At 70.1% G+C, this 21,810-nt stretch carries 25 protein-coding genes, 1 other RNA gene and 1 riboswitch; of the genes, 13 read left to right on the top strand and 13 right to left on the bottom strand.

The window, feature by feature from the left end; all coding sequences use genetic code 11:
- Positions 1–161 precede the first annotated feature (161 nt).
- Positions 162–1,001, top strand: a complete 840-nt coding sequence (gene panC / locus U4012_RS29640; RefSeq protein ID WP_044849221.1) for a pantoate--beta-alanine ligase — start codon at positions 162–164, stop codon at positions 999–1,001.
- 41 nt (positions 1,002–1,042) lie between these two features.
- On the top strand, positions 1,043–1,429 hold the full coding sequence (gene panD / locus U4012_RS29635) for an aspartate 1-decarboxylase (protein ID WP_006484038.1): 387 nt from the start codon (positions 1,043–1,045) through the stop codon (positions 1,427–1,429).
- Positions 1,430–1,637: 208 nt separating this feature from the next.
- Here the strand turns inward: panD and U4012_RS29630 are convergent, their stop codons facing one another.
- The 4 genes from U4012_RS29630 to U4012_RS29615 form a co-directional block, all read right to left on the bottom strand.
- The gene (locus U4012_RS29630; RefSeq protein WP_044849222.1) at positions 1,638–2,297 is read right to left on the bottom strand and encodes a ParA family protein; all 660 of its coding nucleotides are present in this window, start codon (positions 2,295–2,297) and stop codon (positions 1,638–1,640) included.
- Positions 2,298–2,424: 127 nt separating this feature from the next.
- Entirely contained in the window at positions 2,425–2,838 is a 414-nt protein-coding gene (locus U4012_RS29625; protein ID WP_044849223.1) for a DoxX family protein, read from the bottom strand.
- Positions 2,839–3,002: 164 nt separating this feature from the next.
- Positions 3,003–3,143 (bottom strand): hypothetical protein, encoded by a 141-nt coding sequence (locus U4012_RS29620; protein ID WP_185640879.1) that lies wholly within the window; start codon positions 3,141–3,143, stop codon positions 3,003–3,005.
- 81 nt (positions 3,144–3,224) lie between these two features.
- A complete protein-coding gene (locus U4012_RS29615; protein ID WP_321802858.1) occupies positions 3,225–4,727 on the bottom strand; it encodes a cobyric acid synthase in 1,503 nt (500 codons plus the stop codon).
- Positions 4,728–4,801: 74 nt separating this feature from the next.
- On the opposite strand from U4012_RS29615, the gene cobU reads away from it, so the two are divergent.
- Genes cobU through U4012_RS29595 form a run of 4 tightly spaced genes read left to right on the top strand, consistent with a single transcriptional unit; the run spans position 4,802 to position 8,220 of the window.
- Complete coding sequence (gene cobU, locus U4012_RS29610; protein ID WP_321802856.1) at positions 4,802–5,362, top strand: bifunctional adenosylcobinamide kinase/adenosylcobinamide-phosphate guanylyltransferase; 561 nt, start codon at positions 4,802–4,804, stop codon at positions 5,360–5,362.
- Complete coding sequence (gene cbiB, locus U4012_RS29605) at positions 5,356–6,300, top strand: adenosylcobinamide-phosphate synthase CbiB (protein ID WP_321802854.1); 945 nt, start codon at positions 5,356–5,358, stop codon at positions 6,298–6,300. Before cobU ends, cbiB begins: the two co-directional genes overlap by 7 nt.
- On the top strand, positions 6,293–7,312 hold the full coding sequence (gene cobD, locus U4012_RS29600; RefSeq protein ID WP_321802852.1) for a threonine-phosphate decarboxylase CobD: 1,020 nt from the start codon (positions 6,293–6,295) through the stop codon (positions 7,310–7,312). The genes cbiB and cobD overlap by 8 nt, the downstream gene beginning before the upstream one ends.
- The gene (locus tag U4012_RS29595) at positions 7,309–8,220 is read left to right on the top strand and encodes a cobalamin-binding protein (protein WP_321802849.1); all 912 of its coding nucleotides are present in this window, start codon (positions 7,309–7,311) and stop codon (positions 8,218–8,220) included. The genes cobD and U4012_RS29595 overlap by 4 nt, the downstream gene beginning before the upstream one ends.
- 152 nt (positions 8,221–8,372) lie before the next feature.
- On the opposite strand, the gene cobC is transcribed toward U4012_RS29595, so the two are convergent.
- The 5 genes from cobC to U4012_RS29570 are packed head-to-tail and all read right to left on the bottom strand — an operon-like array spanning position 8,373 to position 12,623.
- Positions 8,373–8,957: an alpha-ribazole phosphatase gene (gene cobC / locus U4012_RS29590; RefSeq protein WP_321802847.1), complete on the bottom strand. Its 585-nt coding sequence runs from the start codon at positions 8,955–8,957 to the stop codon at positions 8,373–8,375.
- Positions 8,942–9,718, bottom strand: a complete 777-nt coding sequence (locus tag U4012_RS29585; RefSeq protein ID WP_321802845.1) for an adenosylcobinamide-GDP ribazoletransferase — start codon at positions 9,716–9,718, stop codon at positions 8,942–8,944. Before U4012_RS29585 ends, cobC begins: the two co-directional genes overlap by 16 nt.
- Positions 9,708–10,763, bottom strand: a complete 1,056-nt coding sequence (gene cobT, locus U4012_RS29580; RefSeq protein ID WP_044845637.1) for a nicotinate-nucleotide--dimethylbenzimidazole phosphoribosyltransferase — start codon at positions 10,761–10,763, stop codon at positions 9,708–9,710. Before cobT ends, U4012_RS29585 begins: the two co-directional genes overlap by 11 nt.
- 52 nt (positions 10,764–10,815) lie before the next feature.
- A complete protein-coding gene (locus U4012_RS29575) occupies positions 10,816–11,628 on the bottom strand; it encodes an ABC transporter ATP-binding protein (protein WP_321802842.1) in 813 nt (270 codons plus the stop codon).
- Positions 11,625–12,623 (bottom strand): iron ABC transporter permease, encoded by a 999-nt coding sequence (locus tag U4012_RS29570; protein ID WP_321802840.1) that lies wholly within the window; start codon positions 12,621–12,623, stop codon positions 11,625–11,627. Before U4012_RS29570 ends, U4012_RS29575 begins: the two co-directional genes overlap by 4 nt.
- A gap of 685 nt (positions 12,624–13,308) precedes the next feature.
- A riboswitch (cobalamin riboswitch) is annotated at positions 13,309–13,562 on the bottom strand.
- 165 nt (positions 13,563–13,727) lie between these two features.
- On the opposite strand from U4012_RS29570, the gene U4012_RS29565 reads away from it, so the two are divergent.
- The 5 genes from U4012_RS29565 (at position 13,728) to U4012_RS29545 (ending at position 16,128) form a co-directional block, all read left to right on the top strand.
- Positions 13,728–14,078, top strand: a complete 351-nt coding sequence (locus U4012_RS29565; RefSeq protein WP_044845635.1) for an ATPase — start codon at positions 13,728–13,730, stop codon at positions 14,076–14,078.
- Positions 14,075–14,389, top strand: coding sequence for a cell division protein ZapA (locus tag U4012_RS29560; protein ID WP_011885730.1), 315 nt, complete (start codon positions 14,075–14,077; stop codon positions 14,387–14,389). Before U4012_RS29565 ends, U4012_RS29560 begins: the two co-directional genes overlap by 4 nt.
- Positions 14,390–14,469: 80 nt before the next feature.
- A non-coding RNA gene (gene ssrS / locus U4012_RS29555) (6S RNA) lies at positions 14,470–14,651 on the top strand.
- A gap of 69 nt (positions 14,652–14,720) precedes the next feature.
- Entirely contained in the window at positions 14,721–15,182 is a 462-nt protein-coding gene (locus tag U4012_RS29550; protein WP_321802837.1) for an EVE domain-containing protein, read from the top strand.
- A gap of 205 nt (positions 15,183–15,387) precedes the next feature.
- Positions 15,388–16,128: an SIMPL domain-containing protein gene (locus U4012_RS29545; RefSeq protein WP_044845633.1), complete on the top strand. Its 741-nt coding sequence runs from the start codon at positions 15,388–15,390 to the stop codon at positions 16,126–16,128.
- A 181-nt stretch (positions 16,129–16,309) separates the two neighbouring features.
- On the opposite strand, the gene lgt is transcribed toward U4012_RS29545, so the two are convergent.
- Both lgt and U4012_RS29535 read right to left on the bottom strand, forming a co-directional pair.
- Positions 16,310–17,200, bottom strand: a complete 891-nt coding sequence (gene lgt, locus U4012_RS29540; protein ID WP_044845632.1) for a prolipoprotein diacylglyceryl transferase — start codon at positions 17,198–17,200, stop codon at positions 16,310–16,312.
- 89 nt (positions 17,201–17,289) lie between these two features.
- Entirely contained in the window at positions 17,290–18,207 is a 918-nt protein-coding gene (locus U4012_RS29535; RefSeq protein WP_044845631.1) for a LysR substrate-binding domain-containing protein, read from the bottom strand.
- Positions 18,208–18,342: 135 nt separating this feature from the next.
- Between U4012_RS29535 and ilvD the strand changes: the two genes are divergently transcribed.
- Positions 18,343–20,016 carry a dihydroxy-acid dehydratase gene (gene ilvD / locus U4012_RS29530; RefSeq protein WP_321802834.1) on the top strand — a complete coding sequence of 558 codons (1,674 nt, stop codon included), beginning with the start codon at positions 18,343–18,345 and terminating at the stop codon, positions 20,014–20,016.
- Between the two features lie 125 nt (positions 20,017–20,141).
- Complete coding sequence (locus tag U4012_RS29525) at positions 20,142–20,471, top strand: c-type cytochrome (RefSeq protein WP_044845629.1); 330 nt, start codon at positions 20,142–20,144, stop codon at positions 20,469–20,471.
- Positions 20,472–20,614: 143 nt separating this feature from the next.
- Here U4012_RS29525 and U4012_RS29520 read toward each other — a convergent pair whose 3' ends face one another.
- Entirely contained in the window at positions 20,615–21,364 is a 750-nt protein-coding gene (locus tag U4012_RS29520) for a DUF2486 family protein (protein ID WP_321802833.1), read from the bottom strand.
- A 25-nt stretch (positions 21,365–21,389) separates the two neighbouring features.
- A complete protein-coding gene (locus U4012_RS29515) occupies positions 21,390–21,806 on the bottom strand; it encodes a DNA polymerase III subunit chi (RefSeq protein WP_006757287.1) in 417 nt (138 codons plus the stop codon).
- Positions 21,807–21,810 lie beyond the last annotated feature (4 nt).

Genomic DNA, 21,810 nt, shown 5'->3' with positions numbered 1-21,810 from the left:
AAAGTGAACGATCGTACTTTTTTCGATGCGTCCGGCGGCCAAATCCTCTACAATCCGCCGACGCCCGATGCGCCGCCCGCGCGCCGGCGTTCTCCGCTTCGACCCCGACGCCGCTGTTGCGGCGCCAACGCGCGCCTGCGCGAGGAACCCGCTACCCGATCATGAAAGTCATCAGCTCGATCCAGGAACTGCGCGACCAGTTGCGCGGACAGAACCGCACGGCGTTCGTGCCGACGATGGGCAACCTGCACGAAGGTCACCTGTCGCTGATGCGCCTCGCGCGCCAGCACGGCGACCCGGTCGTGGCGAGCATCTTCGTCAACCGGCTGCAGTTCGGCCCGAACGAGGATTTCGACAAATATCCGCGCACGCTGCAGGACGATATCGAGAAGCTGCAGAAGGAAAACGTCTACGTGCTGTTCGCGCCGACCGAGCGCGACATGTATCCGGAGCCGCAGGAGTACCGCGTGCTGCCGCCCGACGACCTCGGCGGGATTCTCGAGGGCGAGTTCCGCCCCGGCTTCTTCGCCGGCGTGTGCACGGTCGTCACCAAGCTGATGTCCTGCGTGCAGCCGCGCGTCGCCGTGTTCGGCAAGAAGGATTACCAGCAGCTGATGATCGTGCGCCGCATGTGCCAGCAGCTCGCGCTGCCGGTCGAGATCATCGCGGCCGAGACCGTGCGCGACGAGGACGGCCTCGCGCTGTCGTCGCGCAACCGCTATCTGACGACCGACGAGCGCAAGGAAGCGCCCGAGCTCGCGAAGACGCTGCAACGCGTGCGCGACAGCGTGCTCGGCGGCGAGCGCGACCTCGGCACGCTCGAGCAGCACGCGCGCACGCACCTGGCCGAGCGCGGCTGGGCGCCCGACTACATCGCGATCCGCCGCCGCGCGAACCTGATCGCGCCGAGCGCCGCCGAACTCGAAGCCGGCGAGCCGCTCGTCGTGCTCGCGGCCGCGAAGCTCGGCGCGACGCGCCTGATCGACAACCTGGAAATCTGACGGGCCGCCCGCCCTCGCCTCTCACGCATCACGGAGAACCCATGCAGCGCCACATGCTCAAATCGAAGATCCACCGCGCGGCCGTCACGCACTGCGAGCTGCATTACGAAGGCTCGTGCGCGATCGACGAAGACCTGCTCGAAGCGGCGGGCCTGATCGAAAACGAACGGATCGACATCTGGAACATCAACAACGGCGAGCGCTTCTCGACTTACGCGATCAAGGGCGAGCGCGGCAGCGGGATGATCTCGCTGAACGGCTCGGCCGCGCGCCGCGCGCAACTCGGCGACCTCGTGATCATCGCGGCGTTCGCGATGGTCGACGAAGCCGAGCTGCAGGCCGGCTGGAAGCCGAAGCTCGTGTTCATCGACGAAGGCAACAAGATCAAGGGCCACCGCGACCACGTGCCGACGCAGAACTGGACCTGATTCACGCGGCCGGCCGGCGTGTCGCGGCGCGCCGGATCACTGCCGCGGCGCCCCGCGCGCCGGGGCGGCCGAAGCCGCGCAGCCGCATACGTACGAAGGGCCTGATCCGGCACGCTGCCGCATCAGGCCCTTCTTCATTGGAGCGGGAACCGACCGAATTCGACCGGCTGCGCCGCGCGGGTTCGCCTCGCGCATCCGCCTCGCGCGCTCAGGACGCCTTCGCGACCTTCTCCGCTTTCGGCGCGCGGCGCTCCGCCCATTCGACGATCGGCCGCCACTGCTCGAGGTCCTTCTCGACGCGGCTCTTCGCGACGTCCCACAGCGTCAGGCCGTGCGCGGCGATCTGCACGTAGTTCTGCGTGTCGCGCACGTAGCCGAGCACCGGCAGCCCGAGCCCTTCGACGAAACGGTGCAGCTGGTCGGACGAGCGCGTGCGCGCGTCGACCCGCATCCCGACGATCCCGACCTCGACGCTGCCCTTGCGCACGGCCTTCTCGCCGGCGAGGCGCTCCAGAAACTGCTGGGTCGCGAGAATATCGAACATCGACGGCTGCAGCGGCACGATCACCTTGTCGGCGAGCTGCAGCGCGACGTTGAGCCGGTTGCCGTGCAGCCCGGCCGGCGTGTCGATCACCGCATATTCGAGGCCGCGCGGCGGCTTCGACGGCGCATCCGGGTCGAGCTCCCACGCCTCGATCGGCGGCAGGCCGGCCGGCCGCAGGTCGAGCCACGCATGCGCGGACTGCTGCCGGTCCAGATCGGCGAGCGCGACCCATGCGCCCTGCGCCGCGAAATAGCCGGCAAGATTGGTGGACAGCGTGCTCTTCCCCACGCCGCCCTTCGGATTCGCCACCACGATGACCGTCATGAATTCCCCCGAAAAAGCCGTGCTGCGCCTGCCGCCCTGGCAGGCGCCGCTCGATTGCGGATACAGGGAGCGATGATATCGGCAAACGGGGTGTCACCGGAACGGGTTGCGCCGAAGCCCGCCCCGTTTATGCGGTCCGCGTCGCGGCGCGCGGTGCGCCGAGCGCGAACGCACCGCCGCCCAGCAGCGCCTGCACGGCCAGCGTGACGGCCCAGAACGCCGGGTATTCCCAGCCGCCGTTCGGCGACGCGAAGCTCCAGCCGTTCGGCAGATGCGCGGACACCGCGCCGAGCATGAACGGCAGCAGCACGAGTGCGGCGATCCGCACGCGGAAGCCCGCGAGCAGCGCGAGGCCGCCGGCCAGTTCGACGACGGTGGTGACATACGCGAGCCAGCCCGGCAGGCCGATCGACGCGAAAAACTGCGCGGTGCCGGGCAGCGTGAAGACGAACACCTTCTGCGCGACGTGCGCGAGGTACAGCACGCCGAGTGCGACACGCAGCAGCGTCGCGCCGAGATCGTTCAGGCGATTGGGGTTCATGGCGAATTCCTTCGTGAGTGGATGGGAATGGATCGCACTCTATTCGAATCGTTTCGACCAATAAACACGCATTCCGGCTTTAACTGATTCCTGAATGGAACGAATCGGATCATGAAAAAGGGCATGACCGATCATGCCCCGATGCCAGCACCCCGCTGCGAACCTCAGCCGCCGCTTTTGCCCTGGGCGGCGTCGCCCGAACCGGCCGGCCCGCCGCCCGGTGCATACGAATCGCACGCGTGCGCAAGCGCCGACGCGCCCAGCAGCACCGCGAGCAGCACACTCAACCACCATCGAGCCTTCATCGTCGCGCTCCTTCGGGCGGACCTCCGCCCATCTGAGTTGTACGCGATCCGCCGCAAAATGCCAGGCCGGCACGCCATGCGTCAGCGGAACTCGGCGTACAGCGCGCGCAGGTCGAGATGCTCGGCGAAGGAATCGGCCAGCCGCTCCAGCGACGCCTCGCGCAGCGCCGGATAGTCGATGCGTTCCGCGCCGTCGAGCCCCGCCCATGCGAGCAGTGCCGCGCACGCGTCGGGCGCGTCGAACAGCCCGTGCACGTAGGTCGCGAGGATCTGCCCGTCGGCCGACCGTGCGCCGTCCAGGCGGACGCCGCCCGGTGCGTCGCCCGCCGCCAGTTCCAGCGCGGGCGCCGCGAGCGCGGGCCCGCGCGTGTCGCCCATGTGGATCTCGTAGCCGTGCACCGCGGCCGCGCCGGGCAGCGCGAGCTGCCCGGTCACGTTCTTCAGCGTCTTGTCCGGCTGCAGCGTCGTGTCGAAATCGAGCAACCCGAGCCCCGCCACGCTGCCGGGCGCCCCTTCGAGGCCGAGCGGATCGTCCAGCGTGCGGCCGAGCATCTGCATCCCGCCGCAGATGCCGATCACCTTGCCGCCATAGCGCAGGTGCCGGCGGATCACCGCGTCCCAGCCCGCGTCGCGCAGCCACGCGAGATCGCGCTGCACGCTCTTCGAGCCGGGCAGGATCAGCAGGTCGGCGTCCGGCACCGGGCCGCTCTTCCAGTACGTGAACTCGACCTGCGGATGCGCGCGCAGCGGGTCGAAATCGGTATGGTTGCTGATCCGCGGCAACGCGGGCACCACCACGCGCAGCACGCCGGCATCGCCGCGCACGGCGGCGCTGCGCGCCTGCGACGGCAGCATGTCCTCGGCATCGAGCATCAGCCCGTGCAGGTACGGCAGCACGCCGAATACCGGCTTGCCCGTCTGCGCGCGCAGCCAGTCGAGGCCCGGTTCGAGCAGCCTGATGTCGCCGCGAAAGCGGTTGATGACGAAGCCGCGCACGCGCGCGCGCTCGCTGTCCGACAGGCACGCGAGCGTGCCGACCAGGTGCGCGAACACGCCGCCGCGATCGATGTCGGCCACCAGCACGACCGGGCAGTCGACGCGCTCGGCGAAGCCCATGTTCGCGATGTCGCCTTCGCGCAGGTTGATTTCGGCCGGGCTGCCCGCGCCTTCGACGAGCACCGTGTCGTAGCCGGCGCGCAGCCGCGCGTATGACTCGAGCACCGCGTCGAACGCGACCGGCTTGTAGTCGTGGTAAGCACGCGCGTCGAGGTTCATGCGCGCCTTGCCGTGAATGATCACCTGCGCGCCGCGGTCGCTCGTCGGCTTCAGCAGCACCGGATTGAAATCCGTATGCGGCGCGACGCCGGCGGCCAGCGCCTGCAGCGCCTGCGCGCGGCCGATCTCGCCGCCGTCGGCCGTCACCGCGCTGTTCAGTGCCATGTTCTGCGGCTTGAACGGCGCGACGCGCGCGCCCGCGCGGCGCGCGAGGCGGCACAGGCCCGCGACGAGCGTGCTCTTGCCCGCGTCGGACGTCGTGCCCTGGATCATCAACGTGCCGTGCGGCTGCGGTTCGGGTGCGTTCATCGTGTGCAAAGTCGTGGCGAAGCAAACGCGCATTATCGCCCGCGTGCGGCCGCCCGCGCCGTTACAATCACGCGATGATTCCGCACGACCTCACCTTCGTCCTCGGCGGCGCGCGCTCGGGCAAGAGCGCGCACGCCGAGCGGCTCGCCGCCGACAGCGGGCGCCCCGTCACCTACATCGCGACCGCGGCCGCGACGGCCGCCGACGCCGAATTCGAACGGCGCATCGCGCATCACCGCGCGCGCCGGCCGGCCGACTGGGGTTTCGCCGACGCGCCCGTCGACCTCGCCGGCACGCTCGCGCGGCTCGACGATCCGCACGCGTGCCTGCTCGTCGACTGCCTGACGCTGTGGCTCACGAACCTGCGGTGCCCGCTCGACGGCGAACCGCTCGACGATGCGCAGTACGCGGCGCAGGTCGAGCGGCTCGAGCAGGCGTTGCGCGGCGCGCGTGCGAAGGTGATCGTCGTCAGCAACGAAATCGGGCTCGGCGTCGTGCCGCTCGGGTCGGTCACGCGCCGCTACGTCGACGAACTCGGGCGCCTGAACCAGCGCGTCGCCGCGCTCGCGACGCGCGTGACGCTGCTGGTCGCCGGGCTGCCGCTCGAACTCAAGGCCGGAGCGCCGTCATGCTGATGCTGTCGCTGCCGCTCGTCGCGATCCTCGCGGTCGCGGCCGCGATCGTCGATCGTGTGATCGGCGAACCGGCCGGCTGGCATCCGCTCGTCGCGTTCGGCCGGCTTGCCGCGCGCATCGAAGGTGCGCTGAACACGGGCCGGCGCGGCCGCGTGGTCGGCGTCGCCGCATGGGTCGCGGCCGTGGTGCCGCCGGTGGCCGTCGCCGTGTGGCTCGCGGCCGTGCTGCCGTGGCCGCTCGCGGCCGCGCTGCACGTCGCGCTGCTGTGGTTCGCGCTCGGCGCGAAGAGCCTCGCCGACCATGTCGCGCCGATCGCCGCCGCGCTGCTGCGGCACGATCTCGATGCCGCACGCGCGCTGACCGCACGGATCGTGTCGCGCGACACGAGCGCAGCCGACGAAGGCGCGCTGTCGCGCGCGGCCGTCGAATCGGCCCTCGAGAACGGCAACGACGCGATCTTCGGCGCGCTCTTCTGGTTCGTCGTCGCCGGCGGCCCCGGCGCGCTGCTGTTCCGGCTCGCGAACACGCTCGACGCGATGTGGGGCTATCGCACGCCGCGCTTCCTGACCTTCGGCTGGGCCGCCGCGCGACTCGACGACGCGCTCAACTGGATTCCCGCACGCCTCACCGCCGCGAGCTACGCGCTGCTCGGCGACACGGCCGCCGCGTGGCGCTGCTGGCGCACGCAGGCGCGCCACTGGGACAGCCCGAACGCGGGCCCCGTGATGGCCGCGGGCGCCGGCAGCCTGAACGTGCAGCTCGGCGGCCCGGCCGTCTATCACGGCGAAATCGAAGACCGCCCCGCGCTCGGCACCGGCGCACCGGCGACGGCCGCGCACGTCGTCGCCGCGCTGTCGCTCGTCACGCGCACGCTCGCGCTGTGGCTCGCGCTGCTCGTCGCGAGCGGTGCACTCATCCTCGCTACCCATCATGTCTGACGCACGCATCCCGCACGGCGGCAACCTGCACGAAGCCGCGCGCCGCCACGGCATTCCGTACGACGCCTGGCTCGACCTGTCGACCGGGATCAATCCGGTCGGCTATCCGGTGCCGCCGGTCCCGGCCGACGCATGGCGCCGGCTGCCCGACGACGGCGACACGCTCGCCGCATGCGCGGCCCGCTACTACGGCGCACCCGATGCCGCGCACGTGCTACCGGTCGCCGGCAGCCAGGCCGCGATCCGCGCGTTGCCCGCACTGCTGCCGGCCGGCGACGCCGGCGTCGCACCGCTCGCGTACGGCGAATACGCGCCTGCCTTCGCGCGTCACGGCCATCGTGTCGTCCCGCTCGACATCGCCTCGGACGCGTTGCCTGCGACGCTACATCACGTCATCGTCGGGAATCCGAACAATCCGACTGCCGAGTTCGTTCCGACCGAACGGCTGCTCGGCTGGCATGCGCAACTGTCGGCACGCGGCGGCACGCTGATCGTCGACGAGGCCTTCGCGGATACGGGCGCCACGCCGTCGCTCGCGCAGTACACCGATCGTCCGGGCCTCGTCGTGCTGCGCTCGGTCGGCAAGTTCTTCGGGCTCGCCGGCATTCGCGCGGGCTTCGTGCTCGCGCGTCCCGAGCTGATCGCCGCGCTGCGCGACATGCTCGGCGCGTGGACCGTCAGCGGCCCCGCGCGTCACGCGGTCGCCGCCGCGTTCGCCGACCGCGCATGGCAGGCCGCCGCGCGCGAGCGGCTCGCGGCCGACGGCGCACGCCTCGCCGCGCTGCTGCGCGCACACGGCTTCGCGGTGCACGCGACGCCGCTGTTCAGCTGGACCGACGACCCGCGCGCCGCCGCGCTGCATACGGCACTCGCCACGCACGGGATCTGGACGCGGCACTTCGCGCAACCGTCGAGCGTGCGCGTCGGCCTGCCCGGCAACGAAGCCGAATGGCAGCGCGTCGCCGACGCGCTCGCGCAGTGCGTTCCGACGCTGCAACGGGCATCCGCATGAACGCCCGCCCGTTGCGCCGGCTGCCGGCGCTCGCGATGCTGGTCGCGCTCGCGCCCTTCGCTCGCGCCGACATCACGACCCGCGACGATGCAGGCAATGCCGTCACGCTGCCCGCACCGGCGCAACGCGTGATCAGCCTCGCGCCGCATGCGACCGAACTGGTCTATGCGGCCGGCGGCGGCACGAAGCTGGTCGGCACGGTCACGTACAGCGACTACCCGCCCGCCGCGCAGGCCGTGCCGCGCGTCGGCGACAACAAGGCGCTCGACCTCGAGCGGATCGCCGCACTGAAGCCCGACCTGATCGTCGTCTGGCGGCACGGCAATGCCGAGCGGCAGACCGACGCGCTGCGTGCGCTGCACATTCCGCTGTTCTTCAGCGAACCGAAGCATCTCGACGACGTCGCGACGTCGCTGCGCCGTCTCGGCACGCTGCTCGGCACGGAACCGGTCGCCGACGCGGCCGCGGCATCGTTTTCGCGCGACATCGCGGCGCTGCGCGCGCGTTACGCGGCACGCCCGCCCGTCACGATGTTCTTCCAGGTATGGGACCGGCCGCTGACGACGCTCAACGGCGCGCATCTGTTCAACGACGTCGTCACGCTGTGCGGCGGCCGTAACGTGTTCGCGGCGCTGAAGCCGCTCGCGCCGACCGTCACCGACGAGGCCGTGCTTGCGGCGAATCCGGAAGCGATCGTGACGACGAGCGCCGGCGCGACACGCTCGGACGCGCCGCTGCCGAGCCTCGCGCGCTGGCGTGCATGGCCCGCGCTGACGGCCGTGGCGCGCAACAACCTGTTCGCGATCGACGGCGATCTGCTGACGCGGCCGTCGCCGCGGATCGCGCAAGGCGCGGCCGCGCTGTGCGAGGATCTCGACGCGGCGCGGGCGCGGCGGCCGGCGCGCTGATTTCGGGCGTCGATGCCCTTGCGCGCGTCAGGCGAGCACGCGACTGCCTACGCGTCTCAGTGGACGACTTCCCACGTGCGGGCGGCATCCTCCATCCGACGCTGATTTCGGTCCCTGATGCCCTTGCCCACGTCAGACGAGTACGCGACAGCCTACGCGTCCCAGTGGACGACTTCCCACGTGCGGGCAACATCCTCCATCCGCAACCAGACGACGCCGCCCGTCGGCACCGGTCGTGACAGCAGCGTATCGAGCGGCACGCGCAGCGCATGCGACGCGAAGGCGCGAATCACGCCTGCATGCGTGATCGCCCATTGCGGCGCGTCGGCCTGCGCGACCGCATCCGCGATCCGTGCGACACGCGCGGCGAACCGCGCGACGCTTTCGCCGCCATGCGCGCACGCATGCATCAGGTCGGCCGCCCACGCATCGAGCGCCGCGCGGTCGATGTCGTCCCAGCGCTGCAGCTCCCATGCGCCGAAGTCCATTTCCTGCCAGCCCGCGTCGCGCCGCAGCGGCACGTCGAACGCTTGCGCAAGCCGCTCGGCGACCGACGCGCAACGCGTGAGCGGACTCGTCCAGACCTGCGCGGGCAACGGCGCCCCGAGCGCCGCCAGACGCTCGCGCATGGTCCGCGCCCCCGCCTCGGCCGGTGCGGCGAGCGGCACGTCGCTGCGTCCGTAGCACACGCCCGGCTCGACAGCGACGGCCGGATGGCGAATCAGGACGAGATCCATCCGAGCACCACGAGATAGATCGCCAGCTCGCTCAACTGCTGCGCGAAGCCGAGGCAGTCGCCCGTATAACCGCCGATCCTCTTCACGAAATAGCGGGCCACCCACGCGCGCACGAGCACGAGCGCGACGACGGCCGCGACGCCCGCGCGCCAGTCCGGCCAGAACAGCCACGGCAACCCGAATGCGGCCACGACGCAGGCCGCGCGCGCGCCCATGCGCCGTGCGACCGGTTTTGCCTTGCCTTCCGGCCGGACGTAGTCGAGCGACATCAGCAGGCTCACGGCCCCCGCGCGGCTCGCCGCATGCGCGGCGATCATGGTCCACGCGGCGCGCAGCGGCGGCATGGCCGCGAGCGCCTGCCATTTCAGGCCGAGCGCGATCACGAGCGCGGCCGCGCCGAACGTGCCGATGCGCGAGTCGTGCATGATGCGCAGCACGTCGTCGCGCGCGTAGCCGCCGCCGAACGCGTCGCAGCTGTCGGCCAGGCCATCCTCGTGGAATGCGCCGGTCGCGAGCAGCGTCGCGGCCATCGACAGCCCCACCGCGATCGACGCCGGCAGCACGCGCAGCGCCGCGAGATAGACGAGCGCGCCCCATGCGCCGACGCACGCGCCGACCAGCGGGAAGTAGCGTGCGGCCTGATCGAGATCGCCGGCCGCGTAGCCGATCGCGCGCGGCACCGGCACGCGCGTGAAATAGCCGAGCGCGACGAAGAAGTAGCGCAGTTCGGCGCGTACGCCCTGCGTGCGTTCAGGCGTCACGATTGTCGACGCCCGCGGATTCGAAGCTCGCCATCTCGGTGAGGAACGCAGCCGCCGCGCGCACCAGCGGCAGCGCGAGCGCGGCGCCCGTGCCCTCGCCGAGCCGCAGGTCGAGCGCGAGCAGCGGCTTCGCGCCGAAATGCTCGAGCATGCGCCGGTGCCCGGCCTCGTGCGACGCATGCGAGAACACGCAGTAGTCGCGCACGCCGGGCGCGATGCGCTCGGCGACGAGCAAGGCGGCCGTCGCGATGAAGCCGTCGACGAGGATCGTCATCCGCTCGCTCGCGGCCGCGAGATACGCGCCCGTCATCATCGCGATCTCGAAGCCGCCGAACGTCGCGAGCACGTCGAGCGGCGCGATCGCATGCGAATGCCGGACGAGCGCGCGGCCGAGCACCGCGCGCTTGTGCGCGAGCCCCTGGTCGTCGAGACCCGTGCCGCGCCCGACGCACGCGTCGATCGGCACGTCGAGCAGACGGCTCATCAGGCACGCGGCCGACGACGTGTTCGCGATCCCCATTTCGCCGAAGCCAATCACGTTCGTGCCGAGCGACGCGTGCACGCGCACGCGCGCGGCACCCGCGGCGAGCGCCGTTTTCGCCTCGTCGTGCGTCATCGCGGGTTCGACCGCGAAGTTGCGCGTGCCGCGCGCGACCGGCAGCGACACGAGCCGGTCGGACACCGGCAGCGGCGACGCGACGCCCGCATCGACGATCTCGAGCACGCTCTGCGCGACGCCCGAGAACGCATTGATCGCCGCGCCGCCGGCCAGGAAGTTCGCGACCATCTGCGCGGTGACCGCCTGCGGATACGGGCTCACGCCCTCGGCCGCGATCCCGTGGTCGCCGGCGAACACGATCGTCACGGGACGCTGCACGTGCGGCCGCTCGGTGCGCTGGATCAGGCCGATCTGCAGCGCGAGCGCCTCGAGCTGGCCGAGGCTGCCGGGCGGCTTGGTCTTGTGATCGATCACATGCTGCAGACGCTTGCGCAGCGTGTCGTCGAGCGGCGCGATCGCGGGCGGGAAGTCGGTCGGGTTCGTCATCGGAAGGTTGCCTCGTTGGTGCGGCCGCTGCCGCGCATCGAAAGAAGGAAATTCATCGTCGCTCGGGCCACGCGGGCAGCAGCGCATCGCGGCCGTTCTCGCGGATCAGCACGAGCGGATAGCCGAACGCGTCGCTCGCGCGCGCCGGCGTCAGCACATCGAGCACGGGGCCCGCCCACGCATGGCCGCGGCCGTCGAGCAACAGCGCGTGCGTCGCGAAACGCCGTGCGAGATTCAGGTCGTGGCACGAGAACAGCACCGTGCGCGGACCCGCGTCGAGCCAAACGCTCAGCGCGGTCAGGCCGTCGATCTGGTGATGCAGGTCGAGATGGGCGAGCGGTTCGTCGAGCAGCATCAGCGGCGCGTCCTGGCACAGCGTCGCGGCCAGCGCGACACGCTGCCGCTCGCCGCCCGACAGCGACAGCACGTCGCGCGCCGCGAGCGCGCTCAGCCCGAACGTCGCGAGCGCGTCGCGCGCGGCCGCGCGGTCTGCCTCGCGCTCCCAGCCCCAGCCGCCGAGATACGGAAAGCGGTTGAGCAGCACCGTGTCGAATACCGTCGCGCTGAAAGCGTCGTGCAGTTGCTGCGGCATCAGCGCGCGGCGCCGTGCGAGCTGTTCGGGCGGCCAGGCGGCGAGCGGCCGGCCGTCGATCTCGACCTGCCCGCCGGCCGGCCGCTGCAGGCCCGCGAGCGTCGCGAGCAGCGTCGTCTTGCCGGCGCCGTTCGGCCCCGCGACGCACCAGATCTCGCCGGGCCGGAACACCTGCGTGAAGCCGTCGAGCAGGGTCCGTGCGCCGGCCCTCAGCGTGAGGTCGACCGCCGCATAGATCACGTCGCCGGCGGTGTGCGGTGCGGCATGCGTCATCGCATCGGTCTCCTCAGCAACATCCACAGGAACACCGGCACACCGATCAACGCGGTCATCACGCCGACCGGCAATTGCGCGGGCGCGATGGCGGTGCGCGCGAGCAGGTCGGCCGCCATCACGCCGCCGCCGCCCGCGAGCATCGCGGCCGGCAGCAGCATGCGCTGGTCGTTGCCGAATGCGAGCCGCAGCGCGTGCGGCACGACGAGGCCGACGAAACCGATCGTGCCGGCCGTCGTCACCGCGGCCGCGGCGGCCAGCGACGCGACGAGGTAAATCCGCATGCGCAGCCGCGCGACCGGCACGCCGAGCGCGAGCGCGGTCGCGTCGCCACGCAGCAGCACGTTGAGTTGCGGCGCGGCCGGCAGCGCGACGCAGGCGGCCAGCAGCAGCGCGCCCCATGCGAACCAGGGCGCCGTCACGCCGTTCAGATCGCCCGTCAGCCAGAAGATGATGCCGCGCAGCCGCGCGTCGGGCGCGAGCGACAGCAGCAGCGTGACGAGCGCGCCCCACCCGGCCGCAATCACGACCCCCGTGAGCAGCAGCCGCGGCGACGCGTCGCGCGCATCGCCGCGCCACAGTTCGCGGCGCGCAAGCCCGAGCACGAGCGTGACCGACACGAGCGCGCCGGCGAACGCGGCCGCATCGACGAGCCACCACGCGGCGCCCGCGATCATCGCGACGAGCGCGAAGCCGGCCGCGCCGCCCGACACGCCGAGCACGTACGGCTCCGCGAGCGGATTGCGCAACAGCACCTGCAGCAGCGCACCGGCCAGCGCGAGCAGCGCGCCGCACGCGAAGCCCGCGAGCGCACGCGGCAGCCGCAACGTGCGCACGATGTCGGCGAACAGTGCGTCGCCGCCGTGCGGCACGAGCGACGCGAGCGCCTGCCAAGGCGACATCGGCACGCTGCCGATCGACAGCGACGCGACGAACAGCAACGCGACCACGGCCGCGAGCGCGACCCAGATCACGGCGGCACGCGCGGCGCTCATGCGCCGCACGGCATCGCGCATGACGCGTGACGCTTTCGCTGACCGTCATGGCCGGCCGGCCGCGGCACCGGCGTCGCGCTCCGGCGTGTCGTAGGCATACGCAAGCTCGTCATCCTCGTCGAACAGGTTGTTGATGCGTGCACGGACGAACCGTGCCCGGTGATGTCATCGCACGCACGGCCAGGATGCCATGCGCGATGACGCATGATGCACGGCCGGCGACGCCCCATACCGCGCGCGACGATCGGCGCCCGGATTCCGCATTTCGTCGCCCGGGTCCCGCGATGCGGCGGCCGGCCGCGTGCCGGTCGCACCGACGTGACACGCGCGCGATCCGTCGCGCCGCATCCTCGCGCGGCCCACGTTCTGCGCAATATAGTGGAAGCCGCCGCAGCGGGTCGATCGGCATCGCGCTTGCGTCACCGTCAGGCACGCTCGGTGCGGCAACCACGGCGGCCGGCAGCAAGGGGACAGCGTCGCGCCAAGCGACCGGGCGCGGTGCCGCGACGACCGGCGTCGTCGCCGATCCGGACGAATCGGCGTGCGCTGCGCTCCGCGCGATGGCGGCAGGCGACATTGCGCAGCGTGCGCCGCACGCCGTGCGGACGATTGGGGTCAGCATCGAAGACAAGTCCCGTGAAGCACTGCGCGCCCCGCTTCCCCGCGGGCCGTGCGTCATGAAGCCGTGCAGGCTCCTCGCCTCGGCCGGTATCCGGGCTGGCGGCGTACCGGCTCGCCTTCCCGCGCGTATCACGCGCAGTGGCCCGCGCCAGCGTGCGACCTGCACGCGAAACGCGCCCGAGCCGGCCTGCGTCATGCGACGCGGCCGCTTACCGTTGCGGGGGCAGCGCAGGTTGGCGAACTCCGGGCGGAGCACGCGCCCTGCTTCCCGTTTAACCGCGCGACGCACGCGCGAGCACCGAGGCGGCGCCAGTTTAGGAGCGGGCCGCGCGAGCGTCAAGGAAGCGTCCGGACGCATGCGGAACACGTGCCGGACCCGTGTATTCGCGGCAAGAAGCGGGGGTGTTACGACTGGAAACGTTACAGATGTCGGAATGCGCGTTATTCCGCGCTAAAATGCTGGGTCTTTAGAGGACGCAGCAAATGCTCAACGAACTCGAAACTTTATCTCAAAATATTGGCCGTCTGATCTCGCTGAACAAGCGCTATCACTCGGAACGGCTCGCGCTCGAGGAGCAGGTCGCGCAATTGCGCGCGGAAGCGGACACGGTCCGCGCGGAACTCGCGCAACTGCGCGACGAACGCAATGCGCTCGCGGCCGAGCGCGACACGCTGTCGGCAAAGATCGACGACGCCCAGGTCAAACTGAATGCGATTCTCGAAAAGCTGCCGCGCACGAAGAGCGCGGAGCAAGCCGACAACCAGCTCGACCTGCTGGATGCGCAGGCGCGCACGGACAGCGACGACGCGGCCAGCCACGGAGAACATGCATGAGCACCAAGCAGATCGAAGTCTCGATTCTCGGTCAGCCCTATCGGCTCGCCTGTTCGGCCGAGACCGAAGCGGCGCTGCTCGAGGCCGTCGCACGCGTCGACGCAGAAATGTCGAAGATCCGCGCGAACAGCTCGGTGCGCGGCACCGACCGCATCGCGGTCATGGCCGCGCTGTCGCTCGCGAGCGAATTGCTGCGGCTGCAAACGAGCGTGCGTCACGGTGAAGCATTTCCGGCGGAAGAAATCCGTCGTACAATGCACCAGATGAACGAACAACTCGGCGCGGTGCTCGCACAGCACGAGACGCAGTAACGTTTGATCGATGCGTCGATTCCCCTTGATCTCGGCGATCAACGGTGGTCAAATTGGCGCAACGAAACACAGTTCAGTCAGCTTCCCTGCCTGGTTCGCCAAGGTCATATATTCCTTGAACCAATGCCATGTGCACGGTTGCGGAAATTTGTAGCACGGGCGCGCGCGTCACTCTGTCTGATGTACCCGAAGTGCTGCTAACTGCGACCAATTCTGAACCCCAGGTTCAGGATGCCGGCCTAGCGGCCAAGGCGGGGGCCTATTCAACGGCATCGGGAAGTCCCGATGCCGTTTCCTTTTGTAGCAGCCCTTTCTGCGTCGATCACGATCCATGCAATACTGGCTGATGAAGTCCGAACCGGACGAAGCAAGCATCGACGATCTCGCGCACGCGCCGCAGCACTCGCTGCCGTGGACCGGCGTGCGCAACTATCAGGCGCGCAATTTCATGCGCGACACGATGAAGATCGGCGACGGCGTGCTGTTCTATCACTCGAGCTGCCCGGAACCGGGCATCGCGGGCCTCGCCGAAGTCTCGTCGACGCCCTACCCCGACCCCACCCAGTTCGATCCGACAAGCCCGTATTACGATCCGAAGTCGACGCAGGAAGCACCGCGCTGGCTGCTCGTCGACGTGCGCTTCGTGAAGAAGTCGCCGCTCGTGCCGCTCGCCGCGCTGCGCGAACACGACGAACTCGCCGACATGCGCGTGCTCGCGCGCGGCAACCGGCTGTCGATCACGCCCGTCACGCGTGCCGAGTGGCGCTTCATCACCGGAAAGCTGATGAAGTAGGCGTGCGCAGCGAGCGCGCGCGGCATGCACACGCCAAAGGTCAAATCCGGTCAATACGCGCCACCGCCACGGAACTCGCGGCGCGTTCGCGCAGCCTAAGCAACCGCTGTCGCCGCGATCGGGCGGCGGCCGTTTTTCGTCGCACGGTACGCCCGCGTCGCGCACGCGTGATCCGCGTGCGCGCCCTCGCACAAGGAGTCCAACAATGACCAAGAAATCCGCACTCGCGCTGTCGCTCGCCCTCGCCGCCGCCGTGCCCGTCGCGCTGACGCTCGCGTCGCCCGCCGCGCACGCGCAGACCGCGAACCCGCACTTCCCGGAGCCGGCGGGCGTGCTGTCGCTGTCGTCGCAGGCCAGCGCCGACGTGCCGCAGGACATCATCCACATCACGCTGTTCTACGAACAGCAGGCGAAAGACCCGGGCAGCCTGACGTCGGCGCTGAACCAGCGCGCCGACGCGGCGCTCGCGCAGGCGAAGGGCGTGTCGGGCGTCACCGCGCACACCGGCGCGTTCTCCGTCTATCCGAGCACCGATCGCGACGGGAAGATCTCCGCATGGCGCGGTCGTACCGAAGTCGTGCTCGAATCGCGCGATTTCGCGGCGGCGTCGAAGCTCGCGGGCCAGTTGTCGAACCAGATGCAGATCGCGAACGTCGAGTTCTCGTTGTCACCCGAAGCGCAGCGCGCGGCCGAGCAGAAGCTCACGACCGAAGCGATCAAGTCGTTCCGCGCACGCGCGGACGAAGCCGCGAAGGCGTTCGGCTACAACAGTTACTCGATTCGCGACGTGAACGTCGGCGGCAGCCGCAACGTGCAGCCGTACCCGCGCATGATGGCGATGGCCGCCGCACCGATGGACAGCGCGAAGATGAGCGCGCCGATTTCGGTCGAAGGCGGCAAGGCGACCGTGTCGGTCACGGTCAACGGCTCGGTGCAGATGAAGTAACGCGCATTGCGCAACGCGCGGCAGATGTGAAAACGCCGGCCCTCGGGCCGGCGTTTTTCTTTTGCGATCCTGCGATCGACGCGCACGCCGATCGTGCGCGTCCGCATCGCATCAGGCATCACGCATCACGTGCCACGCGTCACACCGCTCGCGCGTGACGCAACCGCATCACGCCGCGACATCACGCGACCGCATTCGCCGCGCGACGGCGATACGCCCACACCAGCAACGCGACGCCCGCGAGGATCATCGGCAGCGACAGCCACTGCCCCATCGACAGGCCGAGCGCGAGCAGGCCGAGGAAGTCGTCCGGTTCGCGCGCGAATTCGACCGTGAAACGCGCGAGCCCGTAACCGATCAGGAACAGCGCGGAGATCGCACCCATCGGCCGCGGCTTGCGCGAGAAGAAGAACAGCACGAAGAACAGCGCAATGCCTTCGAGCGCGATTTCGTAGAGCTGCGAAGGATGGCGCGGCAGCATCTGGTACTGCATGAACACGTCGGCCAGATGCCACTTCTCGACGAGCGCCGGATGCTTCGGCAGCCATGCCGCGTCATCGCGCATCGCGCCCGGGAACAGCATCGCCCACGGCGCGTTCGGATCGGTCACGCGGCCCCACAGCTCGCCGTTGATGAAGTTGCCGAGCCGCCCGGCCGCGAGCCCGGTCGGCACCATCGGCGCGACGAAGTCGGTGACCTGCAGCCAGTGGCGCTTGCGCTGCCATGCGAACAGCGCCATCGCGAGCGTCACGCCGAGGAAGCCGCCGTGGAACGACATCCCGCCTTCCCACACCTTGAACACGTCGAGCGGATGCGAGAAGTAGAAGTCGGCCTTGTAGAACAGCACGTAGCCGAGCCGGCCGCCGAGCACGGTGCCGAGCACGCCGTAGAACATCATGTCGTCGATGTCCTTCGCGGTCCAGCCCTGCGCCGCGACGTGCGGCAGCTTCAGGCGGATCCGGCCGACGACGATCGCCGCGATGAAGCCGACGAGATACATGAGGCCGTACCAGCGCACGGCCAGCGGCCCGAGGTGGATCGCTACGGGGTCGAAATTCGGGTGAATGATCATGGGTTAGCGATGAAGTTTTCGAATGCGGTACGGCGCTCGCACCGGCGCCGCACCGCGCATTGGACGGCGCCGGCGCGCCATCGTTCGCGTCACGTGGCCAGCCCCTGCGCGCGCACGACGTCGATGAAGCCGGCGAGCACGGGGCTGACGTCGCCCGTGCGCCACACGAGGCCGGTTTCGACGACCGGCGCGTCGCCGGCGAGCGGCCGGTAGACCACGCCGGTGCGCCGCAGGTTACGCAGCGACTGCGGCACCAGTGCGACACCCATGCCGGCCGACACGAGGCTGACGATCGTCTGCATCTGGATCGCCTCCTGGCCGATGCGCGGGGTTTCCCCCGCCGCGCCGTAGCAGCCCGTAATGATGTCATAAAAGCCGGGCGCCAAACGACGCGGGAAGATCACGAGCGGCAGCGCGGCCAGGTCGGCCAGATGCACGGGTTCGTCTTCCGACACGCCGTGCGCCGCGGCCGCCGGCATCGCGACCACCAGCGGCTCGCGCACGACCGGCAGGTACGACAGCCCGGCCGCGTGGCGCGGCGGCACCGGCGGAATCACGAGCCCCGCGTCGATGCGGCCCGCGACGAGTTCGTCGATCTGCACGTCGCTCGTCGCTTCCGCGAGCTGCAGCCGCACTTGCGGATAACGCGCGCCGAACGCGCGCAGCAGCGACGGCAACAGCCCGTAATCGGCGGTCGACACGAACGCGAGCGACAGCGAACCGGCTTCGCCGCGCGCAAGGCGCCGTGCGAGCGGCGGCAGCGCGTCGGCCGACGCGAGCAGCCGGCGCACGTCGGGCAACAGCGCCGCACCGACCGCCGTCAGCGCGACCGAGCGCTTGGTGCGCGCGAACAGCGCGACGCCGAGCGTGTCCTCCAGCGCCCGGATCGCCTGCGACAGCGGCGGCTGCGTCATCGACAGGCGCTCGGCCGCGCGGCCGAAATGGCGCTCGTCGGCCACGGTCACGAAATAGCGCCACTGGCGCAGGTCCGGCGTCGGTTCGGCCATCTCTCACTCATTCGTAAAACGACTTAATAAGCGACAAATAATATATTGGACATCCCAAACCGGAAACTCCATCCTTGATTGATCCGAACCGGTGCGCCGATCGCGGGCGTCGCCAATACAACGATGGAGTCCCCCATGCCGTACAACCGTCGCTCGAAGCACATCACGCAAGGCGTGGCCCGTTCGCCGAACCGCTCGATGTATTACGCCCTCGGCTACCAGAAGGACGATTTCGACAAGCCGATGATCGGCATCGCGAACGGCCACTCGACGATCACGCCGTGCAACTCGGGCCTGCAGCGGCTGTCCGATGCGGCCGTCGCGGCGGTGAAGGCGGCCGATGCCAACCCGCAGATCTTCGGCACGCCGACGATCTCGGACGGCATGTCGATGGGCACCGAGGGGATGAAGTACTCGCTGGTGTCGCGCGAGGTGATCGCCGACTGCATCGAGACCTGCGTACAGGGCCAGTGGATGGACGGCGTGGTGGTGGTCGGCGGCTGCGACAAAAACATGCCGGGCGGCATGATCGCGCTCGCGCGCCTGAACGTGCCGGGCATCTACGTGTACGGCGGCACGATCCGCCCCGGCCACTGGAAGGGCCGCGACCTGACGATCGTGTCGTCGTTCGAGGCGGTCGGCGAGTTCACCGCGGGCCGGATGTCGCAGGAAGACTTCGAAGGGGTCGAGAAGAACGCGTGCCCGACGTCGGGCTCGTGCGGCGGGATGTACACCGCGAACACGATGAGCTCGTCGTTCGAGGCGCTCGGCATGTCGCTGATGTACTCGTCGACGATGGCGAACCCCGATCAGGAGAAGGTCGACTCGGCCGCCGAATCGGCACGCGTGCTGGTCGAGGCCGTAAAGCGCGACCTGAAGCCGCGCGACATCATCACCAGGGAGTCGATCGAGAACGCGGTATCGCTGATCATGGCGACCGGCGGCTCGACCAATGCGGTGCTGCACTATCTCGCGATCGCGCACGCGGCCGAGGTCGACTGGACGATCGACGACTTCGAGCGCATTCGCAAGCGCGTGCCGGTGATCTGCGACCTGAAACCGTCGGGCCAGTACGTCGCGACCGACCTGCACCAGGCCGGCGGCATCCCCCAGGTGCTGCGGATCCTGCTCGATGCGGGGCTGCTGCACGGCGGCTGCATGACGATCACCGGCCACACGCTCGCCGAGGAGCTGAAGGACGTGCCGGGCGTGCCGCGCGCGGACCAGAAGGTGATCTTCCCGATCGATCGCGCGCTGTACACGGAAGGCCATCTCGCGATCCTGAAGGGCAACCTCGCGGAAGACGGCGCGGTGGCGAAGATCACCGGCCTGAAGAACCCGGTGATCACGGGCCCGGCGCGCGTGTTCGACGACGAGCAAAGCGCGATGGACGCGATCCTCGGCGACCGGATCCGCGCGGGCGACGTGCTGGTGCTGCGCTATCTCGGCCCGCAGGGCGGCCCCGGCATGCCGGAAATGCTCGCGCCGACGTCGGCGATCATCGGCAAGGGGCTCGGCGAATCGGTCGGCTTCATCACCGACGGCCGCTTCTCGGGCGGCACCTGGGGGATGGTGGTCGGGCACGTCGCGCCTGAAGCGTTCGTCGGCGGCACGATCGCGCTCGTGCAGGAAGGCGACTCGATCACGATCGATGCGCACCGGCTGGTGCTGCAGCTGAACGTCGACGATGCGGAACTCGCGCGCCGGCGCGCCGCGTGGAAGCAGCCGGCGCCGCGCTACACGCGCGGCGTGCTCGCCAAGTTCGCGGCGCTCGCGCGTCCGGCGAACCAGGGCGCCGTCACCGGCTGATGCGACGCGCGGGGCATGCGACCCCATTGCGAACGGCCGCCGGGGAAACGCGCAAAACGCGCTTTCCCTTTGCTTTTATAATGCGCGGACCGTGAAGCCGGCCGTCTCCGCCGGCGGAGAACCGCATGAAACAGACGATATTGCGCGCGCTGCTCGTGGCGCTGCTGACCGGCAGCGCGGCGGCGGCACACGCCGACCCGGCCGGCGACGGGTTCGCGCTCGCGCAGCGCAAGAACTGCATGGCCTGCCATGCGGTCGGCAAGCCGCTGATGGGCCCGTCGTTCCACGACATCGCCGGCAAGTACGCGGCACGCGCAGATGCTCTCGATTACCTCGCGCAATCGATCGTGAAAGGAAGCGTCGGGGTGTGGGGTGGCGTGCCGATGCCCGCCAATACGCAGTTGACGAGCGCAGAAGCGCACACGCTCTCGCAATGGGTGCTGTCGCTGCGCTGAACCGGATGACCGGGTGCGTGCATCGCGCACCGTGCCCTGCACCCGGCAGCGTTCCGCGCTTGTCGTTGCAACCGGCCGGCAATCGTCAGCGACGATGACCGGAGCCGCGCCCGCGGCTGCCGCGCACGAAACGTGCGGCGGGCTCAGCCTGAATGACCGGTCCGGCGGCGGGCGATCTCCGCATCGACCGCGTCGCGAACCCACTCCATCACTTCGGTTTCGAGCGCCAGCGCCACTTCGCGCGTGATCTGGCCGACGAGCCAGGCCGTATGGTCGTGCAACGCGTCGCGACAGCGGGCCTCGATGGCCTCGCGCCCTTCCCCGGTCAGATAATTCGTCAGCCGATTGCGCAGACGCTCGGCGATATGCTGCGTGTCCTCCGCCGTCAGCGCGGCGGCTACATGCGCGTCCGGATGCGACGCGCCGGTGAGTTGAGCGGTAGCCAGCCCGCCGGCAGCCGGTGCAATCGCGTGGGACAGCATCGCTTCGCCAGCATCACGCGGCATCGCGGCAACGCCGGCCTGCTGCGCATCTTCGTCTTCGGCGGCCAGTGCCGAGCGCAGCGGCGCCTGCGCCGCAGCCGACTCCTCGGCGACGACGTGCCCGGCGGCACCGGGTTGCGCCGGCGCATCGCTGTCGCCCGGCAATTCGACGGTCTGGATGTCCGGCGTCGGCACCGGCTCGACCACCACGAATTCGGGGTCGGTGCCCGGCTGCTCCGGCGCGGCGGACGCCCGAGCCGGATGGCCTGATACCAGCACGTCGGTCAGCACCGGCACCGCGGCAACGTCGTGCGGCGGCGCGTCGGCCGCGGACGAACGCGCCGGCACCGGCTTGCCCGGCACCAGCACGTCGGTCAGCGTCGGGATCGAAGAGGATTCGGCTTGTGTCACGGGAACGCTCCGTCGACGGTTTCGGCTAACTGCCCTGCTTGTAGTTGTTCAGCGCGTAGCCGCGATCGCGATAGAAGCGGTAGCGGTCGCGGCCCGCGGCCAGCTCGTCCGGCGCATTGCCGACCACTTCGAGCAGGCGCTCGAAGCGGGCGAACTGCGCGGGTACGGCCGCGCCGAGGTTCAGCAGCACATGATGATGCGGCGCCTGGTCGAGATCGGCGGCCAGCACGATCGGCGTGCCGGCCGCGTGCGCGCTGTCGACGCCGCAGTGCGGAATGAAATCGAGCGGCGAGAACGTCCAGAGCCGCTCGTCGAGCGCACGCAGGCGCGCGGGCTCCGCGAGCACGACGACCGGCTGCCCGGCCTGGTAGGCCTTGCGCAGCAGCCGGCATGCGTATGCGAGCGAATCGCCGACGTTCGAATGGAAATCGATTCGCGTCATTGCC

The organism is Burkholderia sp. BCC1988, from assembly GCF_905339895.1.
Taxonomy (GTDB): domain Bacteria; phylum Pseudomonadota; class Gammaproteobacteria; order Burkholderiales; family Burkholderiaceae; genus Burkholderia.
This window is presented reverse-complemented; position numbering and strand designations above follow the sequence as displayed.